The organism is Rhizobium sp. SJZ105 (assembly GCF_007828365.1).
GTDB classification, from domain to species: domain Bacteria; phylum Pseudomonadota; class Alphaproteobacteria; order Rhizobiales; family Rhizobiaceae; genus Agrobacterium; species Agrobacterium tumefaciens.
Genome location: NZ_VIUP01000008.1, coordinates 110,178 through 136,761 on the forward strand (window position 1 = coordinate 110,178; position 26,584 = coordinate 136,761).

Consider the following 26,584-nt stretch of genomic DNA (forward strand, 5'->3'; position numbering starts at 1 on the left):
GCTAATCTCTCCCGTGGCTGTCAAGGCGCGGCAGCGCCAGTTCGGTTTCGGGGTCGAAGACATGCACCCTTTCGCGCGCCGGCATGATGTTCAGAACTGAGCCTGAAGCGGGTGCGAAGTGGCCAGCCTGGTGCACGATGATCTGCTCTTTCTGGCCCTGAAGATTGCCGTAGAGATAGGTCTCGGTGCCGAGGCTCTCGTGATACTGCACTTCGAAGGGCAGGCCCTTTTCCTGCGTGATGACAAAATGCGAGGGGCGGATGCCCGCCAGAACTGCCTGTCCGGGGGTAGCCACGGCGGGATCGACGAGGCAGGGCAGGGACACGCCGTATCCGGAGTCGATTGCGAAACCGCCGTCGCTGCCGGCGACGAATGTGCCCTTTAGTATGTTCATGCGCGGTGAACCGAGGAAGCCGGCGACGAAGAGGTTGCGCGGATTGTCGAAAAGCTCGAGCGGGCTGCCAACCTGTTCGATGCGGCCTGCACGCAGCACCACGATCTTGTCGGCCATGGTCATGGCTTCCACCTGATCGTGGGTCACATAGATCATTGTCGTCTTGATATCGCGATGCAGCCTTGTGATTTCGGCGCGGGTCTGCACGCGCAGCGCTGCATCGAGGTTCGACAGCGGCTCGTCAAACAGGAAAATGTCAGGCTCGCGCACGATGGCACGGCCGATGGCGACGCGCTGGCGCTGGCCGCCGGAAAGCTGTTTCGGCTTGCGGTCGAGATAGGGTTCGATGGCCAGCATGCGCGCTGCCTCGTTGATGCGGCTTTCGATTTCCGCCCGCTTGAAACGCAGGTTTTCAAGGCCGAAGGCGAGGTTCTTGCGCACACTCATATGCGGATAGAGCGCATAGGACTGGAAGACCATGGCGATCTTGCGCTCGGCCGGCGAGAGCGCGCTGACATCGCGTCCGCCAATGCCGATGGTGCCTGACGTCACATCCTCAAGGCCGGCGATGATGCGCAGCAGCGTGGATTTTCCGCAGCCGGAAGGACCGACGAAAACGACGAATTCCCCGTTCTCGATCTGAAGATCGATATCATGCAGGACATGAACGGCACCGAATGCCTTATTGAGGTTTTCCAGCTTTAGACTTCCCATTACCTGCTCCCTTCGGGCAAGGTCGTCTCTGCGACGATCTCTTTTGCATTCCAGCCCTCGGGTAAGGGCATCGTTCTTCCAATGGCAACGTCGCGCGCAGAAAATCCGTGAACGCCGGACAGATAGACCGCAGGCATGCCGCCGGGGTAATCTTCAAGTCCGACGATCCTGCCGTCGGGGCTGCGTGTCCAGGCATTGGCGCGGCCGGCAGCTTCCGGGCTTGGTGCAATGTCCGCATTGGTCGGGCGAAGATCATATTGCAGGCCGGTGCCGAGTTTGCCGGGCTGCTGCGACAGTGAAATGCGCGCGAGCGTGACATTGTGGATGCCGGCGCTCGAGGTGGCGACGAGGTTTATCGCCCCTTCCATCGAACCGCTCAGGTCTTCCACCACAAGGTTTTCAACCTTACCGGCCTGACGTTCCGGCCGGCGGTCTACCACGGTGACAGTCACGGCTTCGCCCGATCCCCAGAACCCGCCGGGTGTTTCGTGGCACTCCGCCTCGATCCGCGAAAAGCGGATATTGCGCATGGCGCCGCCATCGCGGGAGAAAAGGCCGATGCCGCGATTGGATGCGATGACTTTGCAGTCCTCGAACGCCACATCGGTGAAATCGCCGAAGGATTCCGTGCCGAGCTTCAAGGCGCAGCTCATGCTTGAGACAGTGCAGCGGCGAACCGTGATATCGGCGCAGGCGCCAACAGCCTTGCCATCCGGTCCGGCGCTGGTCTTCAGGCAGATACCGTCATCGGCGGTGGAGATGGAGCAATCCTCGATCAGTGCGCGCCGGCAGGCATCCAGCACGATGCCGTCGGTGTTGGGCAGGCGGCGATCGTTTTCGACACGGATGTTGCTGAAACTCAGATCTTCGCAATCGACCATGTGCAGGGTCCACATTGGCGAACCGCTGACGACGAGGTTTTCAAGGCGAACGTCGCGGCAGGATTCCAGAACCATGACACGCGGCCTCTTTTTCGCGGGCACATAGGTTCCCATGGCTTCGTCGTCACCGATGATGAAGTTCTCACCGCCAGCCTCGATACGGCCGGGGCCGGTGACGGCGATGTTGCTCGCGCCCTTTGCGACGATCATGCCGCGATCGGAATCCTCGGCGATGACAGAAACGGACGTATGGGCATAGGCGTCGTAGTCGGAAATCGGCGCGAGCACAGCGTCTTGTGCAAGGTGAAGTTCCACGTCGCTTCTAAGATGAAGGCCGCCGCTGACATGCCGTCCGGCCAAGAGCGACACGACGCCGCCGCCTGCAGCCGATGCTGTATCTATTGCCTGCTGGATATCGGCAGTGGCGTCACGGCCCTCGGCGGCTATGGTGATATTGGTGTGAGCACTCATGATGCCTGCGGCCTTTTCAGAAAGACGTCGATCAGGAGCAGCATCGTCAGCGCCTGCCCATAGGGTGTCGGTAAATTGGGAATGCGGCGGTAGAAATCGAGGTCGTGGCCCATGGGCGTTCCGTCCGACACACCGTGCACGACGCCTTCGTCATCGATATTGCCCAGCACCGCCTTCAGCGCCCGCTCGGCATGGGCGCGGTTTTCTTCGCCGAGAATACCTGCCTCGATGCCGCGCAGAATGCCGTAGGCGATGCCAGCGGTTGCCGACGTCTCGACCGGCGAAGTCGGATCGTCGAGGAGCGTGTGGAACATGCCATCCTCGCGCTGATACTGGCGCAGCGAACGCACCTGGCTTGCAAGCACATTGGCGAGGAAACGTTTGTCCTTTTCGGCAAGCGTCGGCACCAGTTCGAAGAGTTCGGGGATTGCAACGGTGATCCAGGAATTGCCGCGTGCCCAGAAGGCATGCGCAAAATTGTGGCGTCCGATGAAGGTCCAGCCGTGATACCACAGCCCGGTCACGGGGTCTGACAGGTAACGCGCATGGATCATGAACTGGTAGACTGCCTCATCGATCCAGTCCTGACGTTTGCAGACCACACCGGCGCGTGCAAGGAACAGACAAGCCATGAACAGCGTGTCGTCCCAGAGTTCACCCTCGTTAAGCCGTTCCTTGACCACGTGCTGGAAGCCGCCATCTTCGGTTTTCGGCAATTTGTGCACAAGCCAGTCGGCCCAGTCTTCCACCAGCGCCCGGAAATCCGGCCGGTCGACATGTTCCGTGAGGATGACGAGCGGCAGCATTGGCGCGGAACTGTTGATCTGGCGTGGCGGCAGGCCACGATCGATCTGCCAGCCGTACCAGGTCACGAGATCGTCCAGAGCTTTCTGGTCGTTCGCGGCAAGCGCCCGGCGCAGGAAGCCGTAAAGCCCAACGCCCACTTCCCAATCCCATTCATCGAACTGGATCTTGCCGTCGGAACTACCGCTTGCCAGGCCTTCCTGTATGCCCTTGAGGCGGCTGAAGGCGGCGGCGACGCTGTCGATCGTCGCTCTGAGAGTGTCTTTCTCGATGCTTTGCTGGTTCATCTGGTCATTCCGCTTAGGAGTAAAATGGCTGCGCCACGCCGTTGCCTGCGGCGGTTTTGGCACTGTCGAAGGTGATCTGTGGCTGTGGCTGCTCGTGGTCGAAGGCCATGCCTTGCCCGCCGATGGTGAAGGTGCCCTCCCAGTTGAGGGAGAGTTCGGGGCCACCGGGCGGTGTGACAGACAGCAGGCGCCTGTCGGCGTCGAACATGACCTGCGTGGCGAGAATTCTTTCGCGGAAGTGCGCGAATGCGTTCGTATCTCCGCAGCCGATAATGCCGAGCCAGCCAGCGCGGCGGCCAGGTGATCTGATCTCGCGGTCGGCGGTGGCACCCGCTGTTACAGGTTCAAGCCCATTGGTCGCGTAAAGTGCTGCGAAGCCGCGGCCCGCGCGGGTGATGAGCCAGTTACCCTTCGTCACCACCTCGTCCAGCCCGTCGCGACCGAGATAGGCATGGGTCCAATCATTGCGGTGATCATCCGTATCGAAGATCATCATGGCGATATCCCGGTGCTGCGCCACGCGCGGCAGGATGCCGCTGCCGGCCCAATAAGAGGGGCGCTGTGTGCCCCACGGATCATCTTCGCCGGGATGGTTGACCCACAGCCGCGCCATCGGATGGCCGGCAAGCTTGATGTCCATGACGTGCTGCTGGTGGCCCTTGCGACCTGTCTTGTGGTCCACCACAGTGGAAAGCTGGGCTGCTTCGTTCTTGAAAAGCACGAGTTTGCCCGGCTCCAGTCCCTGCGCATAACGCGCCTCGACCATGCGGCCGCCTGCCAGTTGCGACAGGGCGGCAAGATGCGGAGGCGGCAGGTAATCTCCACAGCAGAACATCGGCAGCGAGGCGACGCCATTGTTGAGCCAGCCCTGACCGAAGGCAACTTGCGCAAAAGGTGCAAGTTCCGTCAGCGGCCCGGCGCGCAGCTCCTTGTCATAGGCTCTGCCCTGGGAACCGGAGGGAACGCCACCAAGCGTGTGCAAAGCGATCATTTCGAAAATGAGATCGAGCTGGTGGCGGGCGCGGGCGGCAAGTCCCGGTTCGGCCCAATGTTCGATGGCGAGAAGGCCGATGAAATCCACCGGGTAATAGGCGGCCGAATTCCATTCGGCGAGACCGTGCGCCTCGACGCTGCCGAACCAGCGCTGCAGCCGCTCAGTGGCGAGTGCCGCCTGTTCTCTGCCGGTGCGCCCGGAGGCGCTGAAGATGGCGTCCGGCAGATAGTCTCCCGCGAGCAGCTGGCTGGTATGGAAGCACAGAACGTGGTTTTCGCTCCAGAACCACATGACGTCGTTGCCGGGTTCGTCCACCCAGTAGCGATAGGAGAGAATAGAAGAGTTGATCCGCTCAAGCATCTGAGGGGGAAGCCGGTCACCATAGGCGCGCACCAGCCAGAGAAGTGGCACCAGCACGAAATCTGAACAATCCTCACGCCGGTCGATGGACCGCAGCGTTGCATCGACGATGCCGGAAATCGTCTTCATGTCACCGCTGCCGGTAGCGACCATTGCCAGCGCGCGGCCGATGCGCCATGCACCAAAGCGGGCGCTGAAGGACAATGCCGCTTTCTTTCGCTCGGCAATATCGGTGGCGGCCGGTTGTGGCGCCATATCGCCCATGAAGGCTGCGTCGATGACGCGCGTTACCGTTCCGGCACCTGAACCGATGGTGATCCTGACGCCATGATATCCGTCCGAAATGCCTACCGTCTCGGGGATCGTCAGGGTCGATTGCCCGGCTTTCAGCACGGTATCGACCTCGGCAAGGGCGGCGCGCTCGTGGCCGTGGCTTTTCACCGCGATGTGGACGGGAAGGTCGCTGGCAGGTGCTGCCCCGAAAACCAGCTCGAGGGCCGCGCCGGAAAAAACGTCGCGTGCGGGGCGAGCATCGCGCACCAGTGCGGCAAGACGTTTCGTTTCTTCCCGGTCGAGCGGCACCGGCAGCACGACGGTGAGCGGCGTGGCGTCCGTAACCTCAAGCTCGAGGAACCAGATGATGTCACGTTCCGCCAGATCTTCGCAAAGCAGCAGCACTTCGTTATCGCCGGCCGCAAGTTCGAGCGTGATATCGCGGCTGCTTTCGACATTGCGGATAAAGGGCTCAAAGCGGACCTGCTCCACGCCGCCCACCCAGATGCGCACGCCGCCGCAGGTGCGCAGCCGGAAATGCGCCTGTCTTGTGGTGTCGCTGCGGAACGTGCCCTTCAGCCAGCGCTGCACATGGGTCGGAACATGCCAGAAACCGGTGAATTCAACTCGTCGATTGGAACCCGGCAGGTTGAGGTGCGAAACCGTAAAGCTGGAGTCGGGCGCGATGTCGCGGCCGATCATCGTCTCTTGAAAGGCCTTGCGGCAGGGCAGGTCGCCAACATCCACAAAGCCGTTGATGAAGCGATAATCGACCCGGTCTTCCGCCGGTGCCGCAATTCCCGGAAATGAGGTTTCCACCAGATCCGAGACGATCCAGGCGGTAACCGTTTCGCCTGGCGGCACGATATATGTGGGCTGCGACGTGCCCGTCGCCAATGGTCCATCCGTCATAATGGATCGCCTCCCGTCGACCTTTATGAAATTATTTTCACAAATCTATTTTCGCTTTGTTGCGTCGATTTGTGCGATTTAGCCGAAACAAACAGCTTGACGTTTATTCTGTCAAGTCGCAAAACAAGCGAAATCGAATTAAGACGAGGAGCTTCAATTCGATTTGTGAAAATTTTTTCATTGGGAGGATGAGCATGCTGAAACTGTTTTCGGGCGTTAGCGCCCTCGTATTGGCCTCTATCGCCGGCCTTTCGGTCGCAGAGGCCGAGACAAGAACGATCACGTTCCTTTTTACGGATGACGACCAGGGTTATGTGCAGCGCATGTCTGAACTCAGCAAGGAGTTCGAGGCGGCCAATCCGGGCGTGAAGATCAACTTCGTGTCTTCCGGTTATGATGCCGTTTCCAAGCAGCTGCCGGTACAGCTAGCGGTGGGCGAGGGGCCGGATGTTGCCAAGATCACCGACTGGCAGCTCGCTTCCTACTATCTCGACATGCGCCCCTACATGAAGGATGCGGATGGCTTTGCCAAACTGCACGGTTCGAGCCTTGCCCAGCTTCGTCTGCCTGGTGTCAACGATCCGCAGTCGATCAACGGTTACATGGCCTCGCAGACGCTGAACCTGCCCTTCGTCAACAAGACGCTGTTCGAGCAGGCGGGTGAACCCTTGCCCGGCCCGACCGCGAAATTGAGCGAGATTGTCGAGGCGTCCGCCCGTGTTGCCAAGTCGACCGGCGTGCAGATTCCCTTCACCATGGACCGCTCCGGCCACCGCTTCTCCGGCGGCGCCTTCGCTTATGGTGCGACCTATGTGAAGGACGGCAAGTTCAGCTTCCCCGACGACGCGGCGAAAAAATACATCTCTGACATCTATTCATGGACGCAGAACGGCAGCTTCCCGAAGGAAATGTGGGGTGCTGCGGGTGGCTCGCAATACAAGAACATGGGTGATGAATTCGTCAACGGCAATGTCGTGACCTATCTGGCCGGCAACTGGATGGTCAATCCATTCCAGAACAAGATCGGTGACAGCTTCGAATGGACTGCGATCAACGCCCCCTGCGGCGATGCCGGTTGCTATGCGATGCCTGGCGGCACGGCGATTGTCGGCTTCAAGCGCACCAAATATCCCGAAGATGTCGCCCATTTCGTCGAATTTCTCGGCTCTGAAAAGGTGCAGCGGGAAATCGCCGAAAATTACGTGATCCTGACGGGTGCCGAAATCGTCGATCCGCAATACAAGCTGAAGAGCGAAAACGCCAAGGCGGCGATGAAGGTCTTTCTGGACAACAAGAAGAATGTGCCGCAGGCCGCCCGCGAATTCGAGCACGCCAAGGGTGGCACTGCCATGTATCAGCAGATCGTCCAGCGCATGAGCCAGCTCATCGTCGGCGAACTGACGCTCGACCAGACCTACAAGGTTCTGGAAGACGATGTCGCCAAGATCAATGAGGCCGTTGCGGTCAAGAAATGATGAGCGCCCGTTCTTTCATCACGAAATAACGATGCTCTCGATCTGCCCGGAGTTATGCTCCGGGCATACTTCGCCGCTTGTTCGCCGGCTGTCGTGGCATATGCGATCTGACTTAATCAGCAAGTCGAAAAAAAACTGCAATACGCCCGGCATAAAAGCTGACGGCGAGGCGCGCCGGAAGCTGCGTGCGCGCTTCGTCACGCGTCATCCGCTGAAATCATAGGATTCGTCATGGCTAAACTGAAGATGTCGTCTTTTCCGTTCGTGCGGTCGGCCTTGCTTGCCTCCGTCGCATTGCTGGTTCTTGTCCCGAACGCACAGGCATTCGAGCGCACTCAACCCGCAGGTCAGGGTTATGCCATCACGGTACCCGAACCCGCAGCAAGATATCCGCTGCCGCTTTCCGATACCTATCGCAACCAGACTGGCAAGAATGCCAAGGGCGAAGACGTCCGTGCCTATGACGACCGCGACAATCCCGTCATCGAAATCCTCTCGGGTTTTAATCGCATCTGGACGCTGGGCGATGAAAAATGGGCGGATGGCGGCGCCAATGGCGACGGTCCTGCCGATTTCAGCCATGTGAAGGCCGTCAATCCCGCTGTGTGGCAGGAAAACATGCGTTACGTGCTTTCCGTAACCGGTGAGAACCGCACCCCCGCCGCGGCCTTGAACGCCTATATGAAAGACCGCCGCTCGCAGGGTTACAGCATGATCGACGGGATGGGGCCGCTTGCTCCGTGGTATCGCGAAGGCGCGGGCGCGACGACGACCATCAACCACACCCTGGCGGATTTCGATCCGAACGAGGTCATCACGCGCAAGGAAGAGGACAAGGGCACCGAGGCTGGAGCGGCCGATTCCGAGCTGAAGGACGTCGTGGCCCTCATGAAGGTAATGCGTGGCCCGGAAGGCACGACGTCGCCAGCGAAATATTTCTATTCCACGCCGCGCCCATGGCGCATGAATGCCAAGGGCGAGGTGATAGAGACAGGCACCGAGACTATCGGCGACCGCAAGTTTGAAACTTACGAAACCGATCCCGGCGTCATTGTGCCCGCGCTCAAATATGCGCGCGAGAACCGTGGACGCGGCAAGGATGGCGGCTTTCCGAGCGGTCACACCAATGCCGCCTATCTCGCCGCCATCACTTATGCTTACCTTGTGCCGGAGCGGTTTTCCGAATTGCTGACGGCCGCTTCCGAGCTCGGCGAAAGCCGTATCGTTGCGGGGATGCATTCGCCAGTCGACGTGATCGGCGGCCGCATTACGGCCACCGCGATAGCCGCGGCTATTCTGCAGGATCCGAAAAACGCCGATCTCAAGAAGGTCGCGCATGATGAATTGCAGGCCTATTTTGCCAAACGCTTACCAGCGGGACAGTCCCTGATCGACTTTGCCCATAGCGCGAAACCGGATGTAGACCCTTTTGCGGATGCCGCGACCAACGAGGCTGATTATCGCCGGCGTATGACCATGTCCTTCAGCCGCGACAAAACCGTTGGCGATGCGCCCATGGTGGTGCCGAAGGGTGCCGAGGTTCTGCTGGAGACACGCCTGCCTTATCTCGATGCCGCGCAACGCCGCGCCGTCTTGTTCTCCACTGGTATCGAGGCCGGTTATCCGCTGCTTGACGACAGCAATGGCTGGGGCCGGATCAATCTGGTGGCCGCCGCTGCCGGTTATGGTGCCTTTAACGGCGATGTCGACGTGACGATGGATGCTGCAGCCGGCGGGTTCAATGCGGCTGACCGCTGGACGAACGATATTGTCGGGGCAGGGCGTCTCGTCAAATCCGGCAGTGGCGCGCTCACGCTCACCGGCGCCAACAGCTATAGCGGCGGCACCGTCTTGCAGGACGGAACGCTTGTGGCATCCTCCGCCAATGCGCTTGGTACAGGCGGCGTGCTTGTCTCCGGCGGAACGCTTTTGCTGAACGGCGACAGTGACATCGTCATTGGCGGCGATTATGCCCAGACGGGCGGCACGCTGGCGCTTGATCCGCAAAAGGCTCCGCTGCGGGTCAAGGGCAACGCGACGCTTGATGGTGCAACCCTGCGGCTCGTCTTCGATGGCGCCGCACCCGCTGCCGGCAAGCGCTTCAACGTCATCGCCGCAGACGGCCTGACTGGCACCTTCGCTGCGATCGACGCGGGCAATGTGAAGGTGCGGCCGGTCTATACCGGCTCGGCGCTGTCCGTGGTGGTCGAATAGGCTGCGAGGCCGAGGTTTTGCGGGCGCGGTTTAATCGCCGCGCCCGGCCGACCCTGGTTACAGGAAATAACGGATCCTGAGCGGCAGCAATGTGGCGCCGAGTGCCGAGGAATCGCCTTCTGTCTCGCTGAGCACCAGTTTTGCTTCCTGCGGGCCGATGCCGTAACGGTGTTCGCGTTGCGAGGGCATGTGTACACGTTCGATCATCATCCGGCCGAGTGCGCGCGGCAATTGTCCACCAAAGACGATCGCCTGTGGATCGAGTACCGCAATCAGGCTCGCCACCAGCCGGTCCACCTGCGGCATGGTCCGCTCAAGCCATTCCTCGACGCCCGGCCAGGCAGGGTCAAAATGCTGATAGAGCGCTTCGATCGAATCTATCTCGCTCCCGTGTTTCTGCAGCGTCGCGATCAGATATTGCAGCGCCGGCCGCCTGTCGGCTTCATCCGGGTTGAAGATGCCGCTGAATTCACCGGCATTGCCGTGAAAACCGTAGAATGGCTGACCTCCCAGAATGAGACCGCCGCCGAAACCATAGTTGAAGGATAGATAGGCGAAGGTCTGGCACCACAGTCCCACACCGCGAAGGCTTTCGCCGATCGCGCCGGTGGTTGCGTTGTTTTCCAGCCAGACCGGCAGACGGAATTTCTCTTCAAGGATCGGTTTCAGGTCCATCAGCGACCAGTCGCGCAATGGTTCCGGCGCGTTGAACGCCCGATCTTCCGACACAAAAAATCCCGACATGGAAAAGCCGAGGCCGAGCAGGCGTTCGCGCGGGATGCCGTGGTCCGCCAGCAACCGGTCCAGAGCGAGCGACAGTGCGGCAAGCGTCATTTCGCGATCGCTGGGAAGCATCCGCAATTTTTCTTCGACAACCACCATGCAGCGGAAATCGGCGATGCAGATCACCACGGAGTCAGTGTTGATGGAAATTCCGAGCGAATAGGCCGCCTCAGGCACCAGTTCAATGGTCGGGCTCGGCTGGCCACGCGTTCCTTTAAGCGGTGCGCCGGTACGCAAAAGGCCGCGTTCCAGCAGACCTTCGATCAACCGATGCACGGATTGCTGCGTCAGGTTCGTGTGACCGGTGATTGTTGCACGGGCAATGGGGCCGTGGCGGCGCACGATATCGAGAATGAGGCGCTCATTCTCGCTGGCAAGCGGCTGGCGGTCGAAGGTCTGGCGCGGTGTCTTATCTGTTGTCATGGCCTTGGATAGCGGCTGCACAAGGCCTTCGCAACTCGGGCCGCGCACCGGGGACGGCATTTTTCACTGGACTGTCACAAATAATACACTTAGAGTGTAGTAATAAGAAGCCGGTCAATAACGGATCCCCAGGAGGAACCATTCAATGAGCATGAAATTTATTGCGATCGCCGCGCTTGCGCTGGCGACGACGGTAGCGCCTTGCCTTGCGGCGGACACCAACATGAAGAACCTCGACTTCGATCTGTCGAAGGTCACGCGCGAAAATTTCTATGACATCGTCGTTCCCGCTGCCAAAGCGGAAGGCACGGTGACGATGTACAATTTTGCCGGCAGTTTCGCGGATACGTGGAAAGAACTGATCACCCGGTTCGAGGCCAAATATGGCATCAAGGTTACCTATAGCGACGTAAAGGGTGATCAGGCGAACCAGCAGCTCATCGCCGTGCAGGCGGCTGGGCAGGATTCACCCGTCGACGCCTATTTCGCTGGCGGTGGCGGTTATCCGCTTTTGTCTTCCAAGGGCGTCGTCGGCAATATTCCGCTGACGAAGATCTTGCCCAACATGGCCAATTACAATCCGGAACTGGCCGAGACCGTTTTCGGCAAGGCGCATGGCGGCAGTTTCCCTCTGGTGCATCTCAACCAGACCGCCCTCGGTTACGATTCCGCCTTCGTGAAAGCCGAAGACGTGCCGAACAGCTTCGACGATCTTCTCGTCTGGGCTGAAAAGAACCCGAAGCGCCTTGGAGTCACCCTGCCAGCCAAGGGCGGCTCCGGCGGCGGCTTCATCTATTCGGTGGCGCTCAATTATCTCACCGGCGACTGCCGCAAGCAGCTTACCGACTATAATCAGACGCTGCAGCAGGCCGAAGACTGGGCAATGACGTCCGAGTGCCTTACGCCGGTCTGGGATTATTACCATCGTCTTCTTGCCGTGGCTGAACTGACAAACGGCAACGCCGACACGCTCAACCTGATCAACAACCAGCAGCTCTACATGGGCACCGTCTGGGAAGACCAGGTCATGAGCTTCCTCGGCACCAAGCAGCTGCCGGAAAGCTTCCGCGTCACGCTGCTGGAAAAAGGCCAGGTCGGCTCGGGCGATGCCATTTTCGTGCCGGCAAATGCCAAGAACGTCGCGTCCGCCCTGCTTCTCATCGATATGGCGATGAGCAAGGAGTTCCAGCTCTGGAAGCTGGAGAACAAGGCTTCGCGGTCTCCGCGGGCGGATGTCACCAACGACCTGATGCCCAAAGCCGTACAGGAGCATGTTCTGCCGCAAAGCGTTTATCCGCGCCTGTCGGTTCCCGCGTTCTGGGACATGTCGACGGCCCTTGCCGAAGCGCTCGATGAAAAAGTGCTCAACCAGTAACACCTTCCCGGATCGACCGGACCGTGGGGCTGGAAACCGCCAAACGGTCCGGGAGCCTTGGTCGAAACCATGAGGGAGCCTCGCCATGAGTGAACTCGAGATCAGCAATATCAGCAAGGATTACGGTTTGAGCCGGGCGCTTCATCCCGTGTCGATCACTGTCGAGCGGGGCGAATTCGTCACCATTCTCGGCCCCTCGGGCTGCGGCAAGTCCACGCTTTTGCGCATCCTCACCGGCATCAGCCAGCCTTCGGGAGGCGAAATCCGGCTGGGCGGCAAGCGTATCGATCAGGCGCCGCCGGAAGCGCGCGACATCGCCATGGTATTCCAGTCCTATGCGCTTTTCCCACATATGTCGGTTGCCAAAAACCTTGGCTTCGGCCTGAAGATGAAGAAGGTCCCGAAGGATGAGCGCGCGCGCCGCATCGCCCATGCGCTTGAAATCTGTAATCTTGCCGGCCTGGTGGACCGCATGCCGCGGCAATTGTCCGGCGGGCAGCAGCAGCGCGTTGCGCTGGCGCGCGCCATTGTCATGCAGCCAAGCCTCTTGCTGTTCGATGAGCCGCTCTCGAACCTCGACGCCAAGCTCCGCGACACGCTGCGTCATGAACTGACTGAACTTCACCGCCGGATCGGCGCGACCAGCCTTTATGTGACGCATGATCAGGCCGAGGCCATGGCGATGTCGGACCGGATCGTGGTGATGAATGCCGGCCGCGTCGTCGAAGTGGGAACGCCGCTCGAACTTTACCGTGCGCCCAAACACGCCTTTACTGCCGGTTTTCTGGGGCAGACCAACCTTTTGCCGGTTTTGGCTGAGGGTAGGCAGGCGCAATTGCCCTGGGAGCAGTCCGTAACGCTGGATGCGACTGCTGCCGGCTCCGCACAGATTTCGGTTCGTCCGGAAAACATCCACATCAGCGCCGACGAGGCGGGTGCCGGCACGGTCTCTGCCGTTTCCTTCATGGGCGCCAATGCGCTTTATACGGTCGAAATCGGCGGCCACCAGATCAAGATCAGCCAGTCCGGTGCGGAAAATCTTATCGATGCGGGACGCAGGGTCGCCTTGCGTTTTCCCGGATCGGTGCATTTGCTCGATGACGGGCTGGCAGGGGAGGCGGCGTGATGCGCGGGGTGCTTCGCGACAGGCGCGCCCAGCTTCTGGTCCTGCTTGCGCCGGGGGTGGGTTATTTGCTGATCTTCTTCGGCGGTCCGCTGCTTTCGGCGCTAATCGGCAGCTTCAGGCAGGACGATGGCAGCTTCACGCTGATGTTCTACGAGCGGATCTTCACACGTCCGTCGATGATCCGCGGCCTGACGACGTCCATCTATTACGGTGTCATGCCGGTGATGGTGTCGCTTGCGGCTTCGGTGCCGCTGGCGCTTCTGATCCGCAAAAGCTTTCTTGGCCGCAAGCTGTTCAGCGGCCTTTACAAGCTGCCGATGGCGGTGCCCGGCATTATCGTTGGCCTGATGGTGATCGTCGTTTTCGAAAGGGGCGGTTTTCTCGACCGGCTGGTCGCGCCGCTCGGGCTTGAGTTGCCCAAACTCGTGCGTGACGACTGGGGCATTGGCGTCATTCTCGCCAGTGTCTGGAAGCAGATACCCTTCATGACGCTGATCATCACCAGTGCCTTTGCCGCCATTCCGGAGGACATCCGTTACGCGTCGCGCACGCTTGGGGCTTCGCGGCTGAAGACCTTTCTGTTCGTCGAAGTTCCGCTCGCGATGCCAGGCATCACCGCCGCCATCCTTCTTACCTTCATCGGCTCCATGGGTTCCTACGCCATTCCCGATATTGTCGGTCCGCCCACTGCCCGGCCGCTTTCGGTTCTCATGGTCACGGAGTTCAATCAGGGGCGGTTCAATCAGGTCTATGCCATGGGCATGGTGCTGAGCCTCTTCGCGGTCTCCGTCCTGCTTCTGTATTACTCCCTGACATCCCGCATCGGCCCCGGCCAAACCCGAGGAGACGCATAATGAGCGCCATTGCCCTCGAACCTGTCACCATGACCCGCCGCCGCACCTTCACGCCGGACGACCGGATTTTTGTCTCCATCGGGCTCTTTACCGCGCTGGCGCTCGCTATCGCCGTGCCTCTGGTGCTGATGTTCCTGTGGAGCATTGCCGATGGATGGACGCCGCCTCTGGTGGTGCCGAAGGATTACACCACCACGCGCTGGGCGAGCATTCTTGGCGATGCAAGCCTCATCCAGGCCGCCGTCAACAGCATCCTCATCGCCATCGTCGTGACTTTCTCGACGGCCGCGATCGCACTGCCGACCGCGTGGGCCATGGCCCGTTTTCCCTTCCGGCTGAAACGGCTGGTGGAGATCTTCATTCTGGCCCCCATCATCATTCCGGGGCTGGTCGTCGCTGTCGGCATCGGCCAGGTGTTTCTTCTTTTCGGTCTCGCTTATTCGGTGACCGGGGTCATCCTTGTGCAGATCGTCGGCACGCTGCCGCTGATGATACGGCTGATGACGGCGACGCTCGAAACCATTCCCGACGACCTGATCCATGCCGCCCGTTCGCTCGGCGCGGGAACGGTCGGCATCGTCATCCACATCATCCTGCCGCTTGCGGTGCCCGGCCTTCTGGCCGGTGGCCTGATGTCTTTCATCGGCAGCTTCGAGGAATTCGACAAGTCCTTCATCGTCGGTGCGCCTGTCGTGCAGACGCTGCCGATCAAGCTCTACATGTATCTCGACCCCTATTCGATGCAGATCCCGCTCGCCTCCATCGTCTCCTTCATCCTGCTTCTTCCCGCACTCGTCGTTTTCATCATCGCCGGCCGCATTCTGCGTGACGACCTGATGGCGGCGGGCATGGGGAAAATCTGATCCGGGCAACCCAACTCCGGTAAACGCAACATCCGAAAGTGAAAAAAATGCCTCAAACCCTTGCAGCCCAACGAAAAGTCTCCAATCCGTGTAATGTTCTCGCCCTCTGCTCGCGCGACAATCCCGCGATCCTCACCATCGCCCATCGTGGGTTCTGGACCGCGACCGCTGAAAATTCGCTGGCTTCGGTTCGCGCAGCGGTCGCTGCCGGTGTGGAGATGATCGAGATCGACACGCAGGCGACAGCCGATGGCCGGCTGGTCGTCATTCACGACGAGACGCTCGACCGCACGACGACGGGGCGGGGGACAGTGAGCGAACTGGCCTTTGATGTCGTCCGTTCCGCACGGCTGAAGGCAGGTGCTGGCGGCGATGCAGCCGATGTGACGGAGGAATGCGTACCGACGCTGGAAGAATTGCTGGAAGAGGCGCGTGGCAAAATCACCGTCAATATCGATACCAAGTTCACCCGTGACCTGCCTCAGGTCATGGAAACCGTACTGCGCCTCGGTGTCGAGGATCAGGTTCTGGTGAAAACCGATATCGATCCTGAAGCCGAGCATTTCGATGTGCTGGATACCGACTGGTTCGGCAAAATCCCGCATATGCCGATGTTTCCGGTGAGAAAGGGCAAGTTTGCCGAGGATCTGCGCCGCATCGAAGCGTTGCGCGCGCCGATGATCGAGGTAAAATTTACCGATATCGCTGATCTGGTCGAAGGCCGCGCCGAAATGGAGCGTCAGAATATCCGCCTCTGGATCAACACGCTCGACGTTTCCCATTGCCTCGATCTCAACGACACGCGCGCACTTTCCGATGCAGAAGGTGTGTGGGGCGCACTGGCGCAGGTCGGCGTCGGTGCAATCCAGACGGATGAAGTCGAGGCCTTCACGGGCTGGCTGAAGGCTGATGCAGGCGAGACGGGCAGGTCATGGACACGATGAACCAGCGCCTCGAGCGTGCAGCCGGCATCATAGAGGAGGCGATGGGGCTTGCCCTTCGCTTTTTCGAAGCGCGCGGCAGCATCGCCACCCGCACCAAGGGTTTTCAGGACTTCGTCTCGGAAGCGGATACCGCGGTTGAAAGGCTGGTGCGCGACCGGCTGGCGGCGGCATTTCCGGGTGAAACCGTTCTCGGCGAGGAGATGGGCGGGATCGCAGATGACGCCTATTGGACCATCGATCCCATCGACGGCACCGCAAACTTCCTTCGCGGCTCACCACTCTGGGGCATCTCGCTGGGCTTCGTGCGCAACGGCGTCCCGGAAATCGGGGTCGTCGCCATGCCAGTCTTCCAGGAGATCTATTCGGCTGCCGAAGGAACAGGGTTGTTGCTGAACGGCAAGCCGCTTGCGCGCGATGTTCCATTTAAGGAAGTGCAGGTGATGTCGCTCGGTGACAGCGCGTCTGCCGATGCCGCGGAGGTGGCGGCGCTCAATGTCGGCTTGAGGCATGCGGGCTGGGTGGTGGAATCCATCCGTTCGACCTCGATTTCACTGGTTTTTGCAGCGCGCGGTATCTTCGATGGCCATCTGCAAAAACTGACGACCATGTGGGACATCGCCGGTGGCGTTGTTCTGGCAAGGGAGGCGGGTCTTGACGTGCGGATTGGAACGCGCGGCGAAACCGGCATTCCCTGGGTTGCCGCCGCAACGCCTGAATTGATGGCCGTGACGGAGACGCTCTGGCCTGAGATCGCGGAATTGGTCCCGGCCGAACTTGCCTGAAATTTCCATAAAAACCGGTGCCGGGTGAGAGATCCAGACACCCGGCGCCTTCCACCGGCAACTGGACCGAAAAAACTCTGACGACTGGTGGTTATGCCCAACCCTTCAGCGCCCGGCCGGAATAATAGCTGGGCGTTGTGGCGCGGTAGATCGGTATGCTGGCGGCACCGAGATGGGGCAGGTCGCTCATCATCGATTTGCGTATTTCAGGTGGCTCGACGAAAAAGTCTTCGCCGAGCATTTCCAGCGAGCCGATGCGCTGCACGATGTGTTCAAGAACCCAGTCAGGTAGCGATCCGCCAAAAATGATGGCGCCGGGATCCATCGTCCGGGCAACCGTCAGCGCCAGCAGACGAAGCTGGTCGGTCGCCCTTTCCAGCCAGGCAACCACGGCGGGGTGGTCGCAATAGCTTTCATCAATATCCTTCAAACGCCGGATGCCCACTCCGTGGGCGGCCAGCGTGTCGCAAAGGTCCTGTCCAGAGGGACGTGGATGGGATTTGGGAAACAGGCCGCCAAACTCGCCGGCATTGCCGTTCGTGCCGCGATAGAGATGGCGCTGAACCACAACGGCGCCGCCTATGCCGTATGTCAGCCAGATCATCGCAAAATTGCGGATGCTTCGACCCGCTCCGTAATACAGCTCCGAGAGGATGACGGTATTGCCGTCATTTTCGTGAAAGACCGGGAAATCGAAATAGGGCTGGAAGTCCTTGTCCACGTCGATGTCGCGCCAGCTCTCGAACTGCTTGATGCGAAAGACATGGCCTCGATCACGTTTGAAGTGGCCTGGAAAGCTGATGCCGCAGCCTAGCACATCCTTCTTTTTGATCTTGGCCTTTTCAACCACCTGTCGGGCGGCCGTCTCGGCCATCTCCATGATATGCTCGAAACTGTGTCCCTCAAGCTCGGACCTGATTTCCTGCCTGATCGTGCCGTTGAGATCGGCCAGGCAGACACGCAGATCGTCCGGGTTGAAATAGACCCCGAGCGTGAAAAGTCCGTTCGGATTGATCTCGATGGCAGTGGATGGCTTCCCCCGTTTGCCGTCGCTGCGCGCTTCCTCGGCTTCCAGGATCAGGCCGGATTCCAGAAGATTGGCCGTCAGGCGGGTGAGGGTCGGTGCGGAGACATCCATTTCGCGCGCCAGTTCGATGCGCGACATGCCTCCCTTGCCGCGCAGGATTTCGAGCAGACGCCGTTCATTGTAGCCGAGGTCGATCAACCAGGTCTCCCACGAGAAGTTAAGTCGGATGATTAGCGCAATTTCAGGGGCTGTGCACCTTGTTTTCCGGAACGTCCTGACTTTTCAGGTTCGAAGATTAAGCGCGGCTGTCTTCAAATGTTGAGTTATTTCAGACGGATATTGGATTTTTGTATTCACGATAAATTGCAGCTTGACTAATTAATTTACGTAAAGAAAATAAATAACAGACGGCGGGTAGCGACACGCAAAATCAATAAGAAATTATGTCGTACTGCCTTGCCAGTCAGGGAACAAAAAAACGGAGCACCCTTTATGCGTCAATCATGCACTATTTTCGCGCGCCTTGTTGCTGGCGCAACTTTCCTTGCCAGTGCGGCTTTCGCCCATGCCGAAGGTACCGTCGTGGTCTATTCGGCAGCGCCGCAGCAGCTCATGGATGAGTTGCTGCCCATGTTTGAAAAGAAGACCGGCACCAAGGTCGAGCTTGTCAAAGCCGGTTCCGGCGAGCTGATGAACCGCATCAAGGCGGAAAGCGGCAAGGCGGCTGGCGACGTGATCTGGAGTGTTGATGGCACCGTCATCGACTTTTCCGCCGACCTCTTCGAACCTTACAAGCCTGTCGAGGCAGCATCGATCAACCCTGTCTTTTCGCCGAGCACCAACTGGGTTCCTTTTACCGCAGTCGTTACGGCCTTCATCGTCAACAAGGAAGCGCTGAAAGGCGCGCCGGTTCCGACATCCTGGGCCGATCTTGCCAAGCCTGAATATAAGGGTCTGATTTCCTCGGCCCGTGCCGATCAGTCCGGCTCCGCCTATATCCAGATGGCGACGGTTTTGCAGGATTTCGATAGTGAAGAGAAGGGCTGGGAGGTCTATACCGGCATTCTCGGCAACTCCGTTCTTTCTACCTCTTCAGGCGCTGTTCCGCGTTTCGTCAATGATGGCGAGCAGGCGGTAGGTATCACGCTCGAAGACGCCGCCCTGCGCTACAAGCTTGGCAGCGCCCCGGTAGAGATCGTTTATCCGAAAGAAGGCACGGCAATCGCGCCTGACGGCATGGCGCTCGTCAAGGGTGCGCCGAACGCCGAAAACGGCAAGGCCTTCATCGATTTCATCGTCTCCAAGGAAGCGCAGGAAGTCGTGGTGAAAGCCGGTCGTCGCTCTGTCAGAACCGATGTTCCTGCAAATTCGGCGCTCGTTCCGCTGTCCGATGTTCCGGATGCAAAGTACGACTTCAAGTGGGCTGCGGACAACCGCTCGCGTCTGATGGAAAAGTGGAACGAGATCCTGCTCGACGTCCAGTAAGAACATTGCCGGGGGCGGTGCGTCAGGCAGCCGTCCCCTGCTTACCTCTTTCACAACAGCATTTTCGTTCCGTCCACCGTGGTCGCGTGCCGCGCAGGATATGTCATGGAGCAGCACATGGCCGCCGTAGAAATTACCAGCATCAAGAAAAGTTACCGGGATGTCGTTGCCCTCTCCGACATCAACATCTCCATTCCCTCCGGATCGTTTTTTACGCTTCTTGGACCCAGCGGTTGTGGCAAGACGACCCTTTTGCGCACGATTGCCGGTTTTCACCAGCAGGATAGCGGCAGCATCAGTATCGAAAGACAGGCGATCGAACATGTGCCCGCCCACAAGCGCGATGTCGGCATGGTCTTTCAGGATTATGCGGTGTTTCCGCATATTTCGGTATTTGACAACATTGCCTTCGGTCTGAAACAGCGCAAGGCGTCTTCAGCCGAGATCCGCGAACGGGTCGGCAAGATTCTCGATGTCGTGCAGCTCGCTCCCTATGCCAAGCGTATGCCTCACGAACTCTCCGGCGGCCAGCAGCAGCGTGTGGGTCTTGCGCGCGCACTCGTCATCAACCCGAAAGTGCTGTTGATGGACGAGCCGCTGTCCAACCTCGACGCCAAACTTCGCGTGGACCTGCGCCGGGAACTCCGTGAAATCCAGCAGGCCATGAACATCACCACCGTCTATGTCACGCATGATCAGGAAGAGGCGCTTGCCATGTCCGATCTGGTTTGCGTCATGTATGGCGGCGTCATTCAGCAGGCTGCACCACCCTGGGAAGTCTATAACAATCCCGCCAACCGCTTCGTCGCGTCGTTCGTGGGCGCAAACAACTTCCTGACGCTTGACCGTGAGGGCGGGCATACATTCATTTCCGGCCACAAGGTCGCATTGCCGCAGGCGGATGCGATTTCCCCGCAGCGGAAGATCGTCGCCGCCATCCGCCCGGAGGCGATTTCTGTCGGTCCTGCCGCGATCGATGGTGACGAGCGCATCGAACTGCCCGTGACCATAAGACTGGTCAGCTTCACGGGGCGTGAGATGAACGTTGCAGCCGTTCTCTCGTCGGGCGAGGAAATCGAGGCGATCACCAAGCCATCGCCTGAGATCATTGCACTGCAGCCCAACCAGAAGACCACTTTCTCCTGGCGCGCGGCCGATGCGAAGCTGTTCGGCGAGGGCGTAACCGGGGAGCGCCTGTCATGACGGATATGATTGCGACTGCAACTCCCGGCGGTTTCCGCCTGCGACTGCCAGGTTTTTGGACAAGCGTGACGGTATTTGCCGTCATCCTGCTGGCGATATTCCTGATCCTGCCAATTTTCAGCGTCTTCTTCATCAGTTTCTTTGATGCCAAAACCGGTGCGTTCGGTCTCAGCAACTATGCGGAAGTGTTCACGCGACGTTTTTACACCGTCGCACTCTGGAATACGCTTCTGATCGGCGTGCTGGGCATGCTGGGCGCCTGCCTTCTCGGTATTCCGCTTGCTTTTTGCACCTCCCGTTATCGCATAAAGGGGCGCACTTTCATTGCCACCTTCGCGGTTCTGGTTCTGTGCGCACCGCCGTTCATTGGTGCTTATGCCTGGATTATGCTGTTCGGTGCCAACGGCGCGGTCACCAATCTCTTGTCCTTCGCCGGCATTTCATTGCCGACGATCTACGGTATCCCGGGCATCGTGATGGTCTTCAGCCTGAAGTTCTTTCCTTACATCTTCCTGATGACAGAGAACGCGCTGAACACCATCAACAAGTCCTATGAGGACGCGGCGGAAAATCTCGGCTGCACGGCGTTCGAGCGTTTCCGCAAGATCACCTTGCCGCTGGTCTTTCCGGCAGTCAGCACCGGCGCGATCATCTGCTTCGTGCTCTCCATCGCCGACTTCGGAACGCCTGCAATCCTCGGCAAGGGCATCAGAACACTTTCGACCATCGCCTATGCGCAATACACCTCCGAAATGGCCGGTACGCCAACCATGGCGGTGACGATTTCCATGGTGATGATTGCAATTTCGATGGCGGCACTTCTGTTGCAGCGGCACATTCTCGCCAAGCGCCGTTACGCCAGTTCACTGACCAACAGGCCGGTAAAGCAGTCCATGCGCCCGTTGAAGTCGTTCATCGTGCACGGCTTCTGCTATCTGGTCGTCTTCCTCGCCATGCTGCCGTCGCTCACGGTCATCTACACCTCCTTCCTCGCAACCAGCGGTCCCGTCTTTACCGGCGGCTTCGGGTTAGACAGCTATGCCCGTATCCTTCGTGATTCACCGCAGGCGATTGCCAACAGTTTCACGTTTGCACTGGCTGCCGTGGTACTGATTGCGATTGTTTCCGGCCTGCTGTCCTTCATCGTGGTGCGACGCGACAATGCGGTCTCCGGCTCGCTCGATCTCCTGCTGATGGTGCCTTACCTCATTCCCGGCGTTGTCATGGCTATCGGCTACGTTACGACGTTCCGCTATCCACCGTTTGACATCACGGGGACGGCGCTCATCATCATCGTCCTGGTGTTTATCCGCCGGCTGCCCTACGGCGTCCGCTCCACGACATCGATCCTCAGGCAGATCAAGCCGTCCATCGAGGAGGCTGCGGTCAATCTCGGGGCTTCGCCGGCAAAGACCTTCGTGTCGGTGACGGTGCCGCTGATGCTGCCCGGTCTCATCATCGGTTCGCTGATGAGCTTCATAACGGCTATCAACGAGCTGTCCTCGACGCTGATCCTCTACACGGCACGAACGATCACCATGCCGGTTCTCATCTATGTTCAGGTGATTGACGGCGAGTTTGGCACGGCTGCGGCACTTTCAACCGTTCTTCTGGTCAGCACCGGACTTTGCGTCTTCATCGTGTTCCGCCTCTCGGAAGACAAAGAAGCCTCTTTCGTCTGAAACCATACCAGCCCTCACCAAAAGCCTGCAGGAGCGGCGACATACGTGTCGCCGCCAGCCTCCCTCTGCCCAGCCTCCCTCTGCAAGGAATACACGACGATGAATATCGCGAGCTTTTCGCAATCGAAATACAAAAACGCCGCAACGCCCGGGGACGATGTGGCGCTGATCATACCGGGACGGGTTCTGGCCGTTTTTGACGGTGCGACCGACCCGACCGGTGCAAGTTACGGCGGGTTGAGCTCGGGCCGTATCGCAGCACTTGCTGCGGCAAATGCCGTGGCGAAAATGGGCCTCGATGGCACACTGGAAACAATTGCCGCGCCCAAGCTTTTTCAGAACATCAGCGATATCTTGAAGCAGGAGGCCGAGCGCATCAATGCCAGCCATCCACCGTCGACAACCCTGGCAATTGTTGCCGACCTGGGAGACAGTTTCCGCCTGCTTCTGGCAGGCGATTCCGGTGTGCGTATCAACGGCTCCCGGTTGCTGCAGCATGCCAAGCTTATAGACAAGGTAAGTACATCGGCGCGCATCCTTGTCTTCAAACAGCTTTTTGCCGTTATGGGGGATGGTGATGCAGCCGAGGCACGCACGCGTGCGACCATCTTTTCCGGCCTGCGTTCCGCTGTCGAAAACGGCATCATGACTGCGCAGGAGGCGGAGAATGTTGTCATTGCCGCAGCCCGCATGAGCGGCCTTGAGAGCGATATCGAAGCGGTCGAGGAATTCCTGATGGGAGGAATTCGCGTCCAGCCGCAATTCGCAAACAGGCAGGGACACGTACTGGGATACGCCTCGGTCAATGGCGGAACGGTCATAGAAGATGGGACGGTCGATCTTAGCATCGCCAAGGACAAGCTTGTAAGCCTTGAAATCTTTTCCGACGGTTATCTGTCTCTGCCGGCTGGAACCGATGTCGCTGACTGGGAAGCGGAATTTGACCGCGTCGAGGCGGCAGATTTTCACAAACTCGCCGACTATCCTTCGGTAAAAGGCTCGACAAGCACCGAATTTAGCGATGACAGGACGGTCGTCTGCCTGAATGGCTGGTAAGGGCAGGGTGCGGCGCCGTCGCCGCGGCACTCTCAAAGTCCGAGGAATTTGAAAGGCTTGCTGTCCTTCAGCCTGTCGTTCGCCATGCCGGAGTAAATGTGGATCTGATTTGGCCCCAGGTCGAGTTTCTTCACGGAGCCTGTTTCTTTCGAGACGTCGAGCTTTGTCATGTCTATCCAGAAGATGTTCGGCGTCAAAGCGGATTCGAAGAAATAGAGCTTTCGCTTGTGGTCTATCACCGTGCGCCAGCGCGTTGAAGAAATGTTCGGCTGGTCGGGGGTGGTTATGCCATAGGGCACCGAGACGTTGCGGATGACGCTGAACACGCTGGCGATTGCCTCGACCGGGTCTTCGCTTTTGGGGATTGCATTGGCGTAAAATGCTGCGCGGGCAAATCGGTCCGATGCCCGGTTCGTGCCGGGAAGCATCACCGTGCCCCCGATCTGCGTCCAGTATTCGTTGAGGGCCAGCTGTTTGTCGAAAGTCGGGGAATTGGTCATCACCTGGTATTTGCGGCTGTGGTGAATGACCTGTTTGCCATCGATATATTCAACGATTGCGCTGTCGCCGCTGGCATCCGACAGCGATAGATGCAGCGTTGCGAGACGTTCTTCCCCCGGCACACTGTCCGTCACCACCGTGAAGGGGTTCTTCTCGAGTGCGTTGACGGCCTCGCCGACCGTGGCGAAATTGTCGAGTACATATTGCGCCCATGCCGCAATGGACAGTCCCGGAGACTTGCCATCATAGGCTGGGTAACTCGACTCGACCAGCCAGAGCACGTTGGCGGCAAGGCCAGCTTCGTTCATGCCATCCGTGGTGGAGATATCGTAGCCCGAGGCAATGACGCTGCCGTATTTCGAGGTCCATTTGACCGAGTTCGGCCCGGCCTCGCCAGATCGCTCCATTCCGCGCGGAAAGACCCAGATGTTCGTGCCAACATCTGTTTTCCAGTCCATGGAGCGGGCAGTCATGACCTGGTCGTTTTCACCCAGATAGACGAACCGTGTGCAGGCTTCAGCCACCGATGTCGCAAGCGTGGCAATGGAAAAAACGGTAGCGGTGCAGGCAGACAAAAAAGGAATGGTCTTCAGTCGCATGGTGCATCCTCCGGTGCTCGCGGCGCGATTGCAGCGTATGATAGAAAATCGGACTTGTTGCCGGATGTCAAATCGGTTTACCTTCGGTGCCGGACGGGGGGTAAGCCTTTGCTAAAATTATCTATTTTTTCGACCGTTATGGTTTTTTCCGCAAGCTTGGCCTTAGGTGCGGATGCGCAGAGTTTCACTCCCGCGGGAGTTGATCAACCCGATTGGGCGCTTCAGGTCACGGGCTATTTGTGGGCAACCGGGTTGAACGGCAACATTTCACCGTTCCGGCGTGCGCCGACGCTTCACGTCGAGAAATCATTTTCCGACGTCATGGATGATCTCAACTTCGGGGGATTTGTTAATATCTGGGGGCGGTACGACCGCTTCGTTCTGTCCGGCGACTTGATGTATGTCGACACGACCGACAGCAAGGCCACCGGCCCTTTGCCGGCCCTGCAAATTCCCGGCTTGCCGACGCTGCCCCCGGGGGCGGCCATCAACGCTGATGTCGACACCCAGGAATTCATGGCAACGCTGCAGGCCGGGTATCGGATGGTGGATACGGAAGGGTTCACGCTCGATGCGCTGGCGGGTGCACGCTTCTGGCATATTTCCAACGAGGTCGCGGTTACGGCCAGTCACCCATTGATCGGCAGCGTGTCGGCAACCCATAAGGAAAACTTCGGCTGGGTGGATCCAGTCATCGGCGCAAGGGTATTTTTTGGCGTGACGGACCGGCTTTCACTTCAGGGTCAGGTAGACATCGGCGGATTTGGCGCAGGATCGGATCTGACATGGTCGGCCCTGGCGACGGTGAACTACATCTTTACCGATACACTCTCTGTCTCGGCCGGCTACAAGGTGCTTGATGTCGATTATTCGCATGACGGCTACGTCTTCGATTCGCGGCTGAGTGGCCCTGTTGTCGGGCTGACCTACAGGTTTTGACGGTTTACGCCCGACGCACACCCTGTGCGGTCTACCCGCCTGTGGTTGTGAAGATGCACTTCGCCCGCTGCGTCCGCGCTTTGCACTGATGTTTGTTGGGGCTCGTCCTGATCTCATCCGCGCATGGACCACTGACCGTCTCGCGTGACCTTGACACAGCGACCATGCCGACTAGACGGGGTCTCATGTTCATTGTGGGAGTATAGACATGAAATCGCTGGCAGCCGTTTCGGCTTTCGTGGGAAGAACCTTTGCGGTCTGGGTCATCTTGTTTGCCGTGCTCGGCTTTTATTTTCCAGAAACCTTCAAGCAGATTGCGCCGTGGATCGTTACGCTTCTGTCGATCATCATGTTCGGCATGGGGCTCACGCTTTCGGTCGACGATTTTCGTGAAGTCGTGAAGCGCCCTGTTGATGTCACCATAGGGGTGCTCGGCCAGTTCCTCATCATGCCGTTACTTGCGGTGCTGCTGACCCTGCTAATCCCGATGCCACCGGAAGTGGCAGCAGGTGTCATCCTGGTTGGCTGCTGCCCGGGCGGCACATCGTCCAATGTCATGACGTATCTTTCGAAGGGCGATGTCGCCCTTTCCGTCGCCTGCACGTCAGTGACGACGCTTGCTGCTCCCTTGGTGACGCCCTTCCTCGTGTGGTTGTTCGCCAGCCAGTTCCTGCCTGTCGATGGCTGGGCAATGTTCCTGAGCATCGTCAAGGTCGTGCTGGTCCCGCTGGCGCTTGGAGCCGCCTTGCAGAAGCTGTTGCCGAACGTCGTCAAGGCGGCTGTGCCTGCGCTGCCGCTTGTCAGCGTGATCGGCATCGTTCTGATTGTTTCGGCGGTTGTCGGCGCATCGAAAGGTGCGATAGCCCAGTCTGGACTGATGATATTTGCCGTCGTGGTTCTCCATAACGGTCTTGGATATCTGCTTGGCTATTTTGCGGCGAAGGCGACCGGTCTCTCCCTCGCCAAGCGCAAGGCAATCGCCATCGAGGTGGGAATGCAGAACTCCGGTCTCGGTGCCGCTCTCGCGACGGCATATTTCTCGCCTCTCGCAGCTGTGCCCAGTGCCATCTTCAGCGTCTGGCACAATATCTCCGGCGCGTTGCTGGCCAACTGGTTTTCGGGCCGGGTGGACACGACGGCGACGACGAAAGCCGGATAGGATC

Annotated in this window: 21 protein-coding genes; 14 read left to right on the top strand and 7 right to left on the bottom strand. The window is 59.2% G+C overall.

Translation table 11 applies throughout. The features are described 5' to 3' along the window. Position 1: 1 nt before the first annotated feature. Genes FB593_RS20815 through FB593_RS20830 form a run of 4 tightly spaced genes read right to left on the bottom strand, consistent with a single transcriptional unit; the run spans position 2 to position 6,090 of the window. Positions 2-1,108, bottom strand: coding sequence for an ABC transporter ATP-binding protein (locus FB593_RS20815; protein WP_111799931.1), 1,107 nt, complete (start codon positions 1,106-1,108; stop codon positions 2-4). Further along, positions 1,108-2,460: a glycoside hydrolase family 28 protein gene (locus FB593_RS20820; protein WP_145166878.1), complete on the bottom strand. Its 1,353-nt coding sequence runs from the start codon at positions 2,458-2,460 to the stop codon at positions 1,108-1,110. Before FB593_RS20820 ends, FB593_RS20815 begins: the two co-directional genes overlap by 1 nt. Continuing rightward, positions 2,457-3,551: a glycoside hydrolase family 88 protein gene (locus FB593_RS20825; RefSeq protein WP_065663319.1), complete on the bottom strand. Its 1,095-nt coding sequence runs from the start codon at positions 3,549-3,551 to the stop codon at positions 2,457-2,459. The genes FB593_RS20820 and FB593_RS20825 overlap by 4 nt, the downstream gene beginning before the upstream one ends. 13 nt (positions 3,552-3,564) lie before the next feature. Beyond that, the gene (locus FB593_RS20830) at positions 3,565-6,090 is read right to left on the bottom strand and encodes a hypothetical protein (protein WP_145166879.1); all 2,526 of its coding nucleotides are present in this window, start codon (positions 6,088-6,090) and stop codon (positions 3,565-3,567) included. A gap of 194 nt (positions 6,091-6,284) precedes the next feature. On the opposite strand from FB593_RS20830, the gene FB593_RS20835 reads away from it, so the two are divergent. Both FB593_RS20835 and FB593_RS20840 read left to right on the top strand, forming a co-directional pair. Further along, positions 6,285-7,565, top strand: a complete 1,281-nt coding sequence (locus tag FB593_RS20835; protein ID WP_004431072.1) for an ABC transporter substrate-binding protein — start codon at positions 6,285-6,287, stop codon at positions 7,563-7,565. Between the two features lie 231 nt (positions 7,566-7,796). Beyond that, positions 7,797-9,779, top strand: a complete 1,983-nt coding sequence (locus FB593_RS20840) for an acid phosphatase (RefSeq protein WP_145166880.1) — start codon at positions 7,797-7,799, stop codon at positions 9,777-9,779. A 57-nt stretch (positions 9,780-9,836) separates the two neighbouring features. Here the strand turns inward: FB593_RS20840 and FB593_RS20845 are convergent, their stop codons facing one another. Then, on the bottom strand, positions 9,837-10,985 hold the full coding sequence (locus FB593_RS20845) for an ROK family transcriptional regulator (RefSeq protein ID WP_065688625.1): 1,149 nt from the start codon (positions 10,983-10,985) through the stop codon (positions 9,837-9,839). A gap of 145 nt (positions 10,986-11,130) precedes the next feature. On the opposite strand from FB593_RS20845, the gene FB593_RS20850 reads away from it, so the two are divergent. The 6 genes from FB593_RS20850 to FB593_RS20875 all read left to right on the top strand — a co-directional run bounded on the left by FB593_RS20850 (position 11,131) and on the right by FB593_RS20875 (position 16,929). Then, positions 11,131-12,360, top strand: coding sequence for an extracellular solute-binding protein (locus tag FB593_RS20850; protein ID WP_145166881.1), 1,230 nt, complete (start codon positions 11,131-11,133; stop codon positions 12,358-12,360). Between the two features lie 85 nt (positions 12,361-12,445). Beyond that, a complete protein-coding gene (locus FB593_RS20855) occupies positions 12,446-13,486 on the top strand; it encodes an ABC transporter ATP-binding protein (RefSeq protein WP_111784047.1) in 1,041 nt (346 codons plus the stop codon). Further along, the gene (locus FB593_RS20860; protein ID WP_060642645.1) at positions 13,486-14,340 is read left to right on the top strand and encodes an ABC transporter permease; all 855 of its coding nucleotides are present in this window, start codon (positions 13,486-13,488) and stop codon (positions 14,338-14,340) included. Before FB593_RS20855 ends, FB593_RS20860 begins: the two co-directional genes overlap by 1 nt. Beyond that, complete coding sequence (locus FB593_RS20865; protein WP_013762394.1) at positions 14,340-15,203, top strand: ABC transporter permease; 864 nt, start codon at positions 14,340-14,342, stop codon at positions 15,201-15,203. The genes FB593_RS20860 and FB593_RS20865 overlap by 1 nt, the downstream gene beginning before the upstream one ends. Positions 15,204-15,250: 47 nt before the next feature. Next, positions 15,251-16,147 carry a glycerophosphodiester phosphodiesterase family protein gene (locus FB593_RS20870; RefSeq protein WP_111801957.1) on the top strand — a complete coding sequence of 299 codons (897 nt, stop codon included), beginning with the start codon at positions 15,251-15,253 and terminating at the stop codon, positions 16,145-16,147. Then, on the top strand, positions 16,135-16,929 hold the full coding sequence (locus FB593_RS20875) for an inositol monophosphatase family protein (RefSeq protein ID WP_186447944.1): 795 nt from the start codon (positions 16,135-16,137) through the stop codon (positions 16,927-16,929). Before FB593_RS20870 ends, FB593_RS20875 begins: the two co-directional genes overlap by 13 nt. A 91-nt stretch (positions 16,930-17,020) precedes the next feature. On the opposite strand, the gene FB593_RS20880 is transcribed toward FB593_RS20875, so the two are convergent. Next, positions 17,021-18,154, bottom strand: coding sequence for an ROK family transcriptional regulator (locus FB593_RS20880; protein ID WP_004431088.1), 1,134 nt, complete (start codon positions 18,152-18,154; stop codon positions 17,021-17,023). A 294-nt stretch (positions 18,155-18,448) separates the two neighbouring features. Between FB593_RS20880 and FB593_RS20885 the strand changes: the two genes are divergently transcribed. The 4 genes from FB593_RS20885 (at position 18,449) to FB593_RS20900 (ending at position 23,382) form a co-directional block, all read left to right on the top strand. Beyond that, complete coding sequence (locus FB593_RS20885; RefSeq protein ID WP_112154184.1) at positions 18,449-19,441, top strand: ABC transporter substrate-binding protein; 993 nt, start codon at positions 18,449-18,451, stop codon at positions 19,439-19,441. 117 nt (positions 19,442-19,558) lie between these two features. Beyond that, complete coding sequence (locus FB593_RS20890) at positions 19,559-20,644, top strand: ABC transporter ATP-binding protein (RefSeq protein WP_112154292.1); 1,086 nt, start codon at positions 19,559-19,561, stop codon at positions 20,642-20,644. Continuing rightward, positions 20,641-22,326: an ABC transporter permease gene (locus FB593_RS20895; protein ID WP_145166882.1), complete on the top strand. Its 1,686-nt coding sequence runs from the start codon at positions 20,641-20,643 to the stop codon at positions 22,324-22,326. Before FB593_RS20890 ends, FB593_RS20895 begins: the two co-directional genes overlap by 4 nt. A 99-nt stretch (positions 22,327-22,425) precedes the next feature. Continuing rightward, the gene (locus FB593_RS20900) at positions 22,426-23,382 is read left to right on the top strand and encodes a hypothetical protein (protein WP_145166883.1); all 957 of its coding nucleotides are present in this window, start codon (positions 22,426-22,428) and stop codon (positions 23,380-23,382) included. A 32-nt stretch (positions 23,383-23,414) separates the two neighbouring features. Here FB593_RS20900 and FB593_RS20905 read toward each other — a convergent pair whose 3' ends face one another. Then, positions 23,415-24,482 (bottom strand): linear amide C-N hydrolase, encoded by a 1,068-nt coding sequence (locus tag FB593_RS20905; protein ID WP_004431093.1) that lies wholly within the window; start codon positions 24,480-24,482, stop codon positions 23,415-23,417. Positions 24,483-24,620: 138 nt separating this feature from the next. Between FB593_RS20905 and FB593_RS20910 the strand changes: the two genes are divergently transcribed. Together FB593_RS20910 and FB593_RS20915 are read left to right on the top strand one after the other, a co-directional pair. Next, positions 24,621-25,421 (top strand): hypothetical protein, encoded by an 801-nt coding sequence (locus tag FB593_RS20910; protein ID WP_004431094.1) that lies wholly within the window; start codon positions 24,621-24,623, stop codon positions 25,419-25,421. 208 nt (positions 25,422-25,629) lie between these two features. Continuing rightward, positions 25,630-26,580: a bile acid:sodium symporter family protein gene (locus FB593_RS20915; RefSeq protein ID WP_111799944.1), complete on the top strand. Its 951-nt coding sequence runs from the start codon at positions 25,630-25,632 to the stop codon at positions 26,578-26,580. Positions 26,581-26,584: the final 4 nt, after the last annotated feature.

What these genes read in the sequence shown, in the direction of transcription:
- FB593_RS20870 (WP_111801957.1), top strand. Translation starts at nt 15,251, where the DNA reads ATGCCTCAAACCCTTGCAGCCCAACGAAAAGTCTCCAATCCGTGTAAT.
- FB593_RS20905 (WP_004431093.1), bottom strand. Translation starts at nt 24,482, where the DNA reads ATGCGACTGAAGACCATTCCTTTTTTGTCTGCCTGCACCGCTACCGTT.
- FB593_RS20865 (WP_013762394.1), top strand. Translation starts at nt 14,340, where the DNA reads ATGAGCGCCATTGCCCTCGAACCTGTCACCATGACCCGCCGCCGCACC.
- FB593_RS20845 (WP_065688625.1), bottom strand. Translation starts at nt 10,985, where the DNA reads ATGACAACAGATAAGACACCGCGCCAGACCTTCGACCGCCAGCCGCTT.
- FB593_RS20840 (WP_145166880.1), top strand. Translation starts at nt 7,797, where the DNA reads ATGGCTAAACTGAAGATGTCGTCTTTTCCGTTCGTGCGGTCGGCCTTG.
- FB593_RS20815 (WP_111799931.1), bottom strand. Translation starts at nt 1,108, where the DNA reads ATGGGAAGTCTAAAGCTGGAAAACCTCAATAAGGCATTCGGTGCCGTT.
- FB593_RS20900 (WP_145166883.1), top strand. Translation starts at nt 22,426, where the DNA reads ATGAATATCGCGAGCTTTTCGCAATCGAAATACAAAAACGCCGCAACG.
- FB593_RS20860 (WP_060642645.1), top strand. Translation starts at nt 13,486, where the DNA reads ATGCGCGGGGTGCTTCGCGACAGGCGCGCCCAGCTTCTGGTCCTGCTT.
- FB593_RS20830 (WP_145166879.1), bottom strand. Translation starts at nt 6,090, where the DNA reads ATGACGGATGGACCATTGGCGACGGGCACGTCGCAGCCCACATATATC.
- FB593_RS20825 (WP_065663319.1), bottom strand. Translation starts at nt 3,551, where the DNA reads ATGAACCAGCAAAGCATCGAGAAAGACACTCTCAGAGCGACGATCGAC.
- FB593_RS20885 (WP_112154184.1), top strand. Translation starts at nt 18,449, where the DNA reads ATGCGTCAATCATGCACTATTTTCGCGCGCCTTGTTGCTGGCGCAACT.
- FB593_RS20850 (WP_145166881.1), top strand. Translation starts at nt 11,131, where the DNA reads ATGAGCATGAAATTTATTGCGATCGCCGCGCTTGCGCTGGCGACGACG.
- FB593_RS20910 (WP_004431094.1), top strand. Translation starts at nt 24,621, where the DNA reads ATGGTTTTTTCCGCAAGCTTGGCCTTAGGTGCGGATGCGCAGAGTTTC.
- FB593_RS20875 (WP_186447944.1), top strand. Translation starts at nt 16,135, where the DNA reads ATGGACACGATGAACCAGCGCCTCGAGCGTGCAGCCGGCATCATAGAG.
- FB593_RS20895 (WP_145166882.1), top strand. Translation starts at nt 20,641, where the DNA reads ATGACGGATATGATTGCGACTGCAACTCCCGGCGGTTTCCGCCTGCGA.
- FB593_RS20915 (WP_111799944.1), top strand. Translation starts at nt 25,630, where the DNA reads ATGAAATCGCTGGCAGCCGTTTCGGCTTTCGTGGGAAGAACCTTTGCG.
- FB593_RS20855 (WP_111784047.1), top strand. Translation starts at nt 12,446, where the DNA reads ATGAGTGAACTCGAGATCAGCAATATCAGCAAGGATTACGGTTTGAGC.
- FB593_RS20835 (WP_004431072.1), top strand. Translation starts at nt 6,285, where the DNA reads ATGCTGAAACTGTTTTCGGGCGTTAGCGCCCTCGTATTGGCCTCTATC.
- FB593_RS20890 (WP_112154292.1), top strand. Translation starts at nt 19,559, where the DNA reads ATGGCCGCCGTAGAAATTACCAGCATCAAGAAAAGTTACCGGGATGTC.
- FB593_RS20820 (WP_145166878.1), bottom strand. Translation starts at nt 2,460, where the DNA reads ATGAGTGCTCACACCAATATCACCATAGCCGCCGAGGGCCGTGACGCC.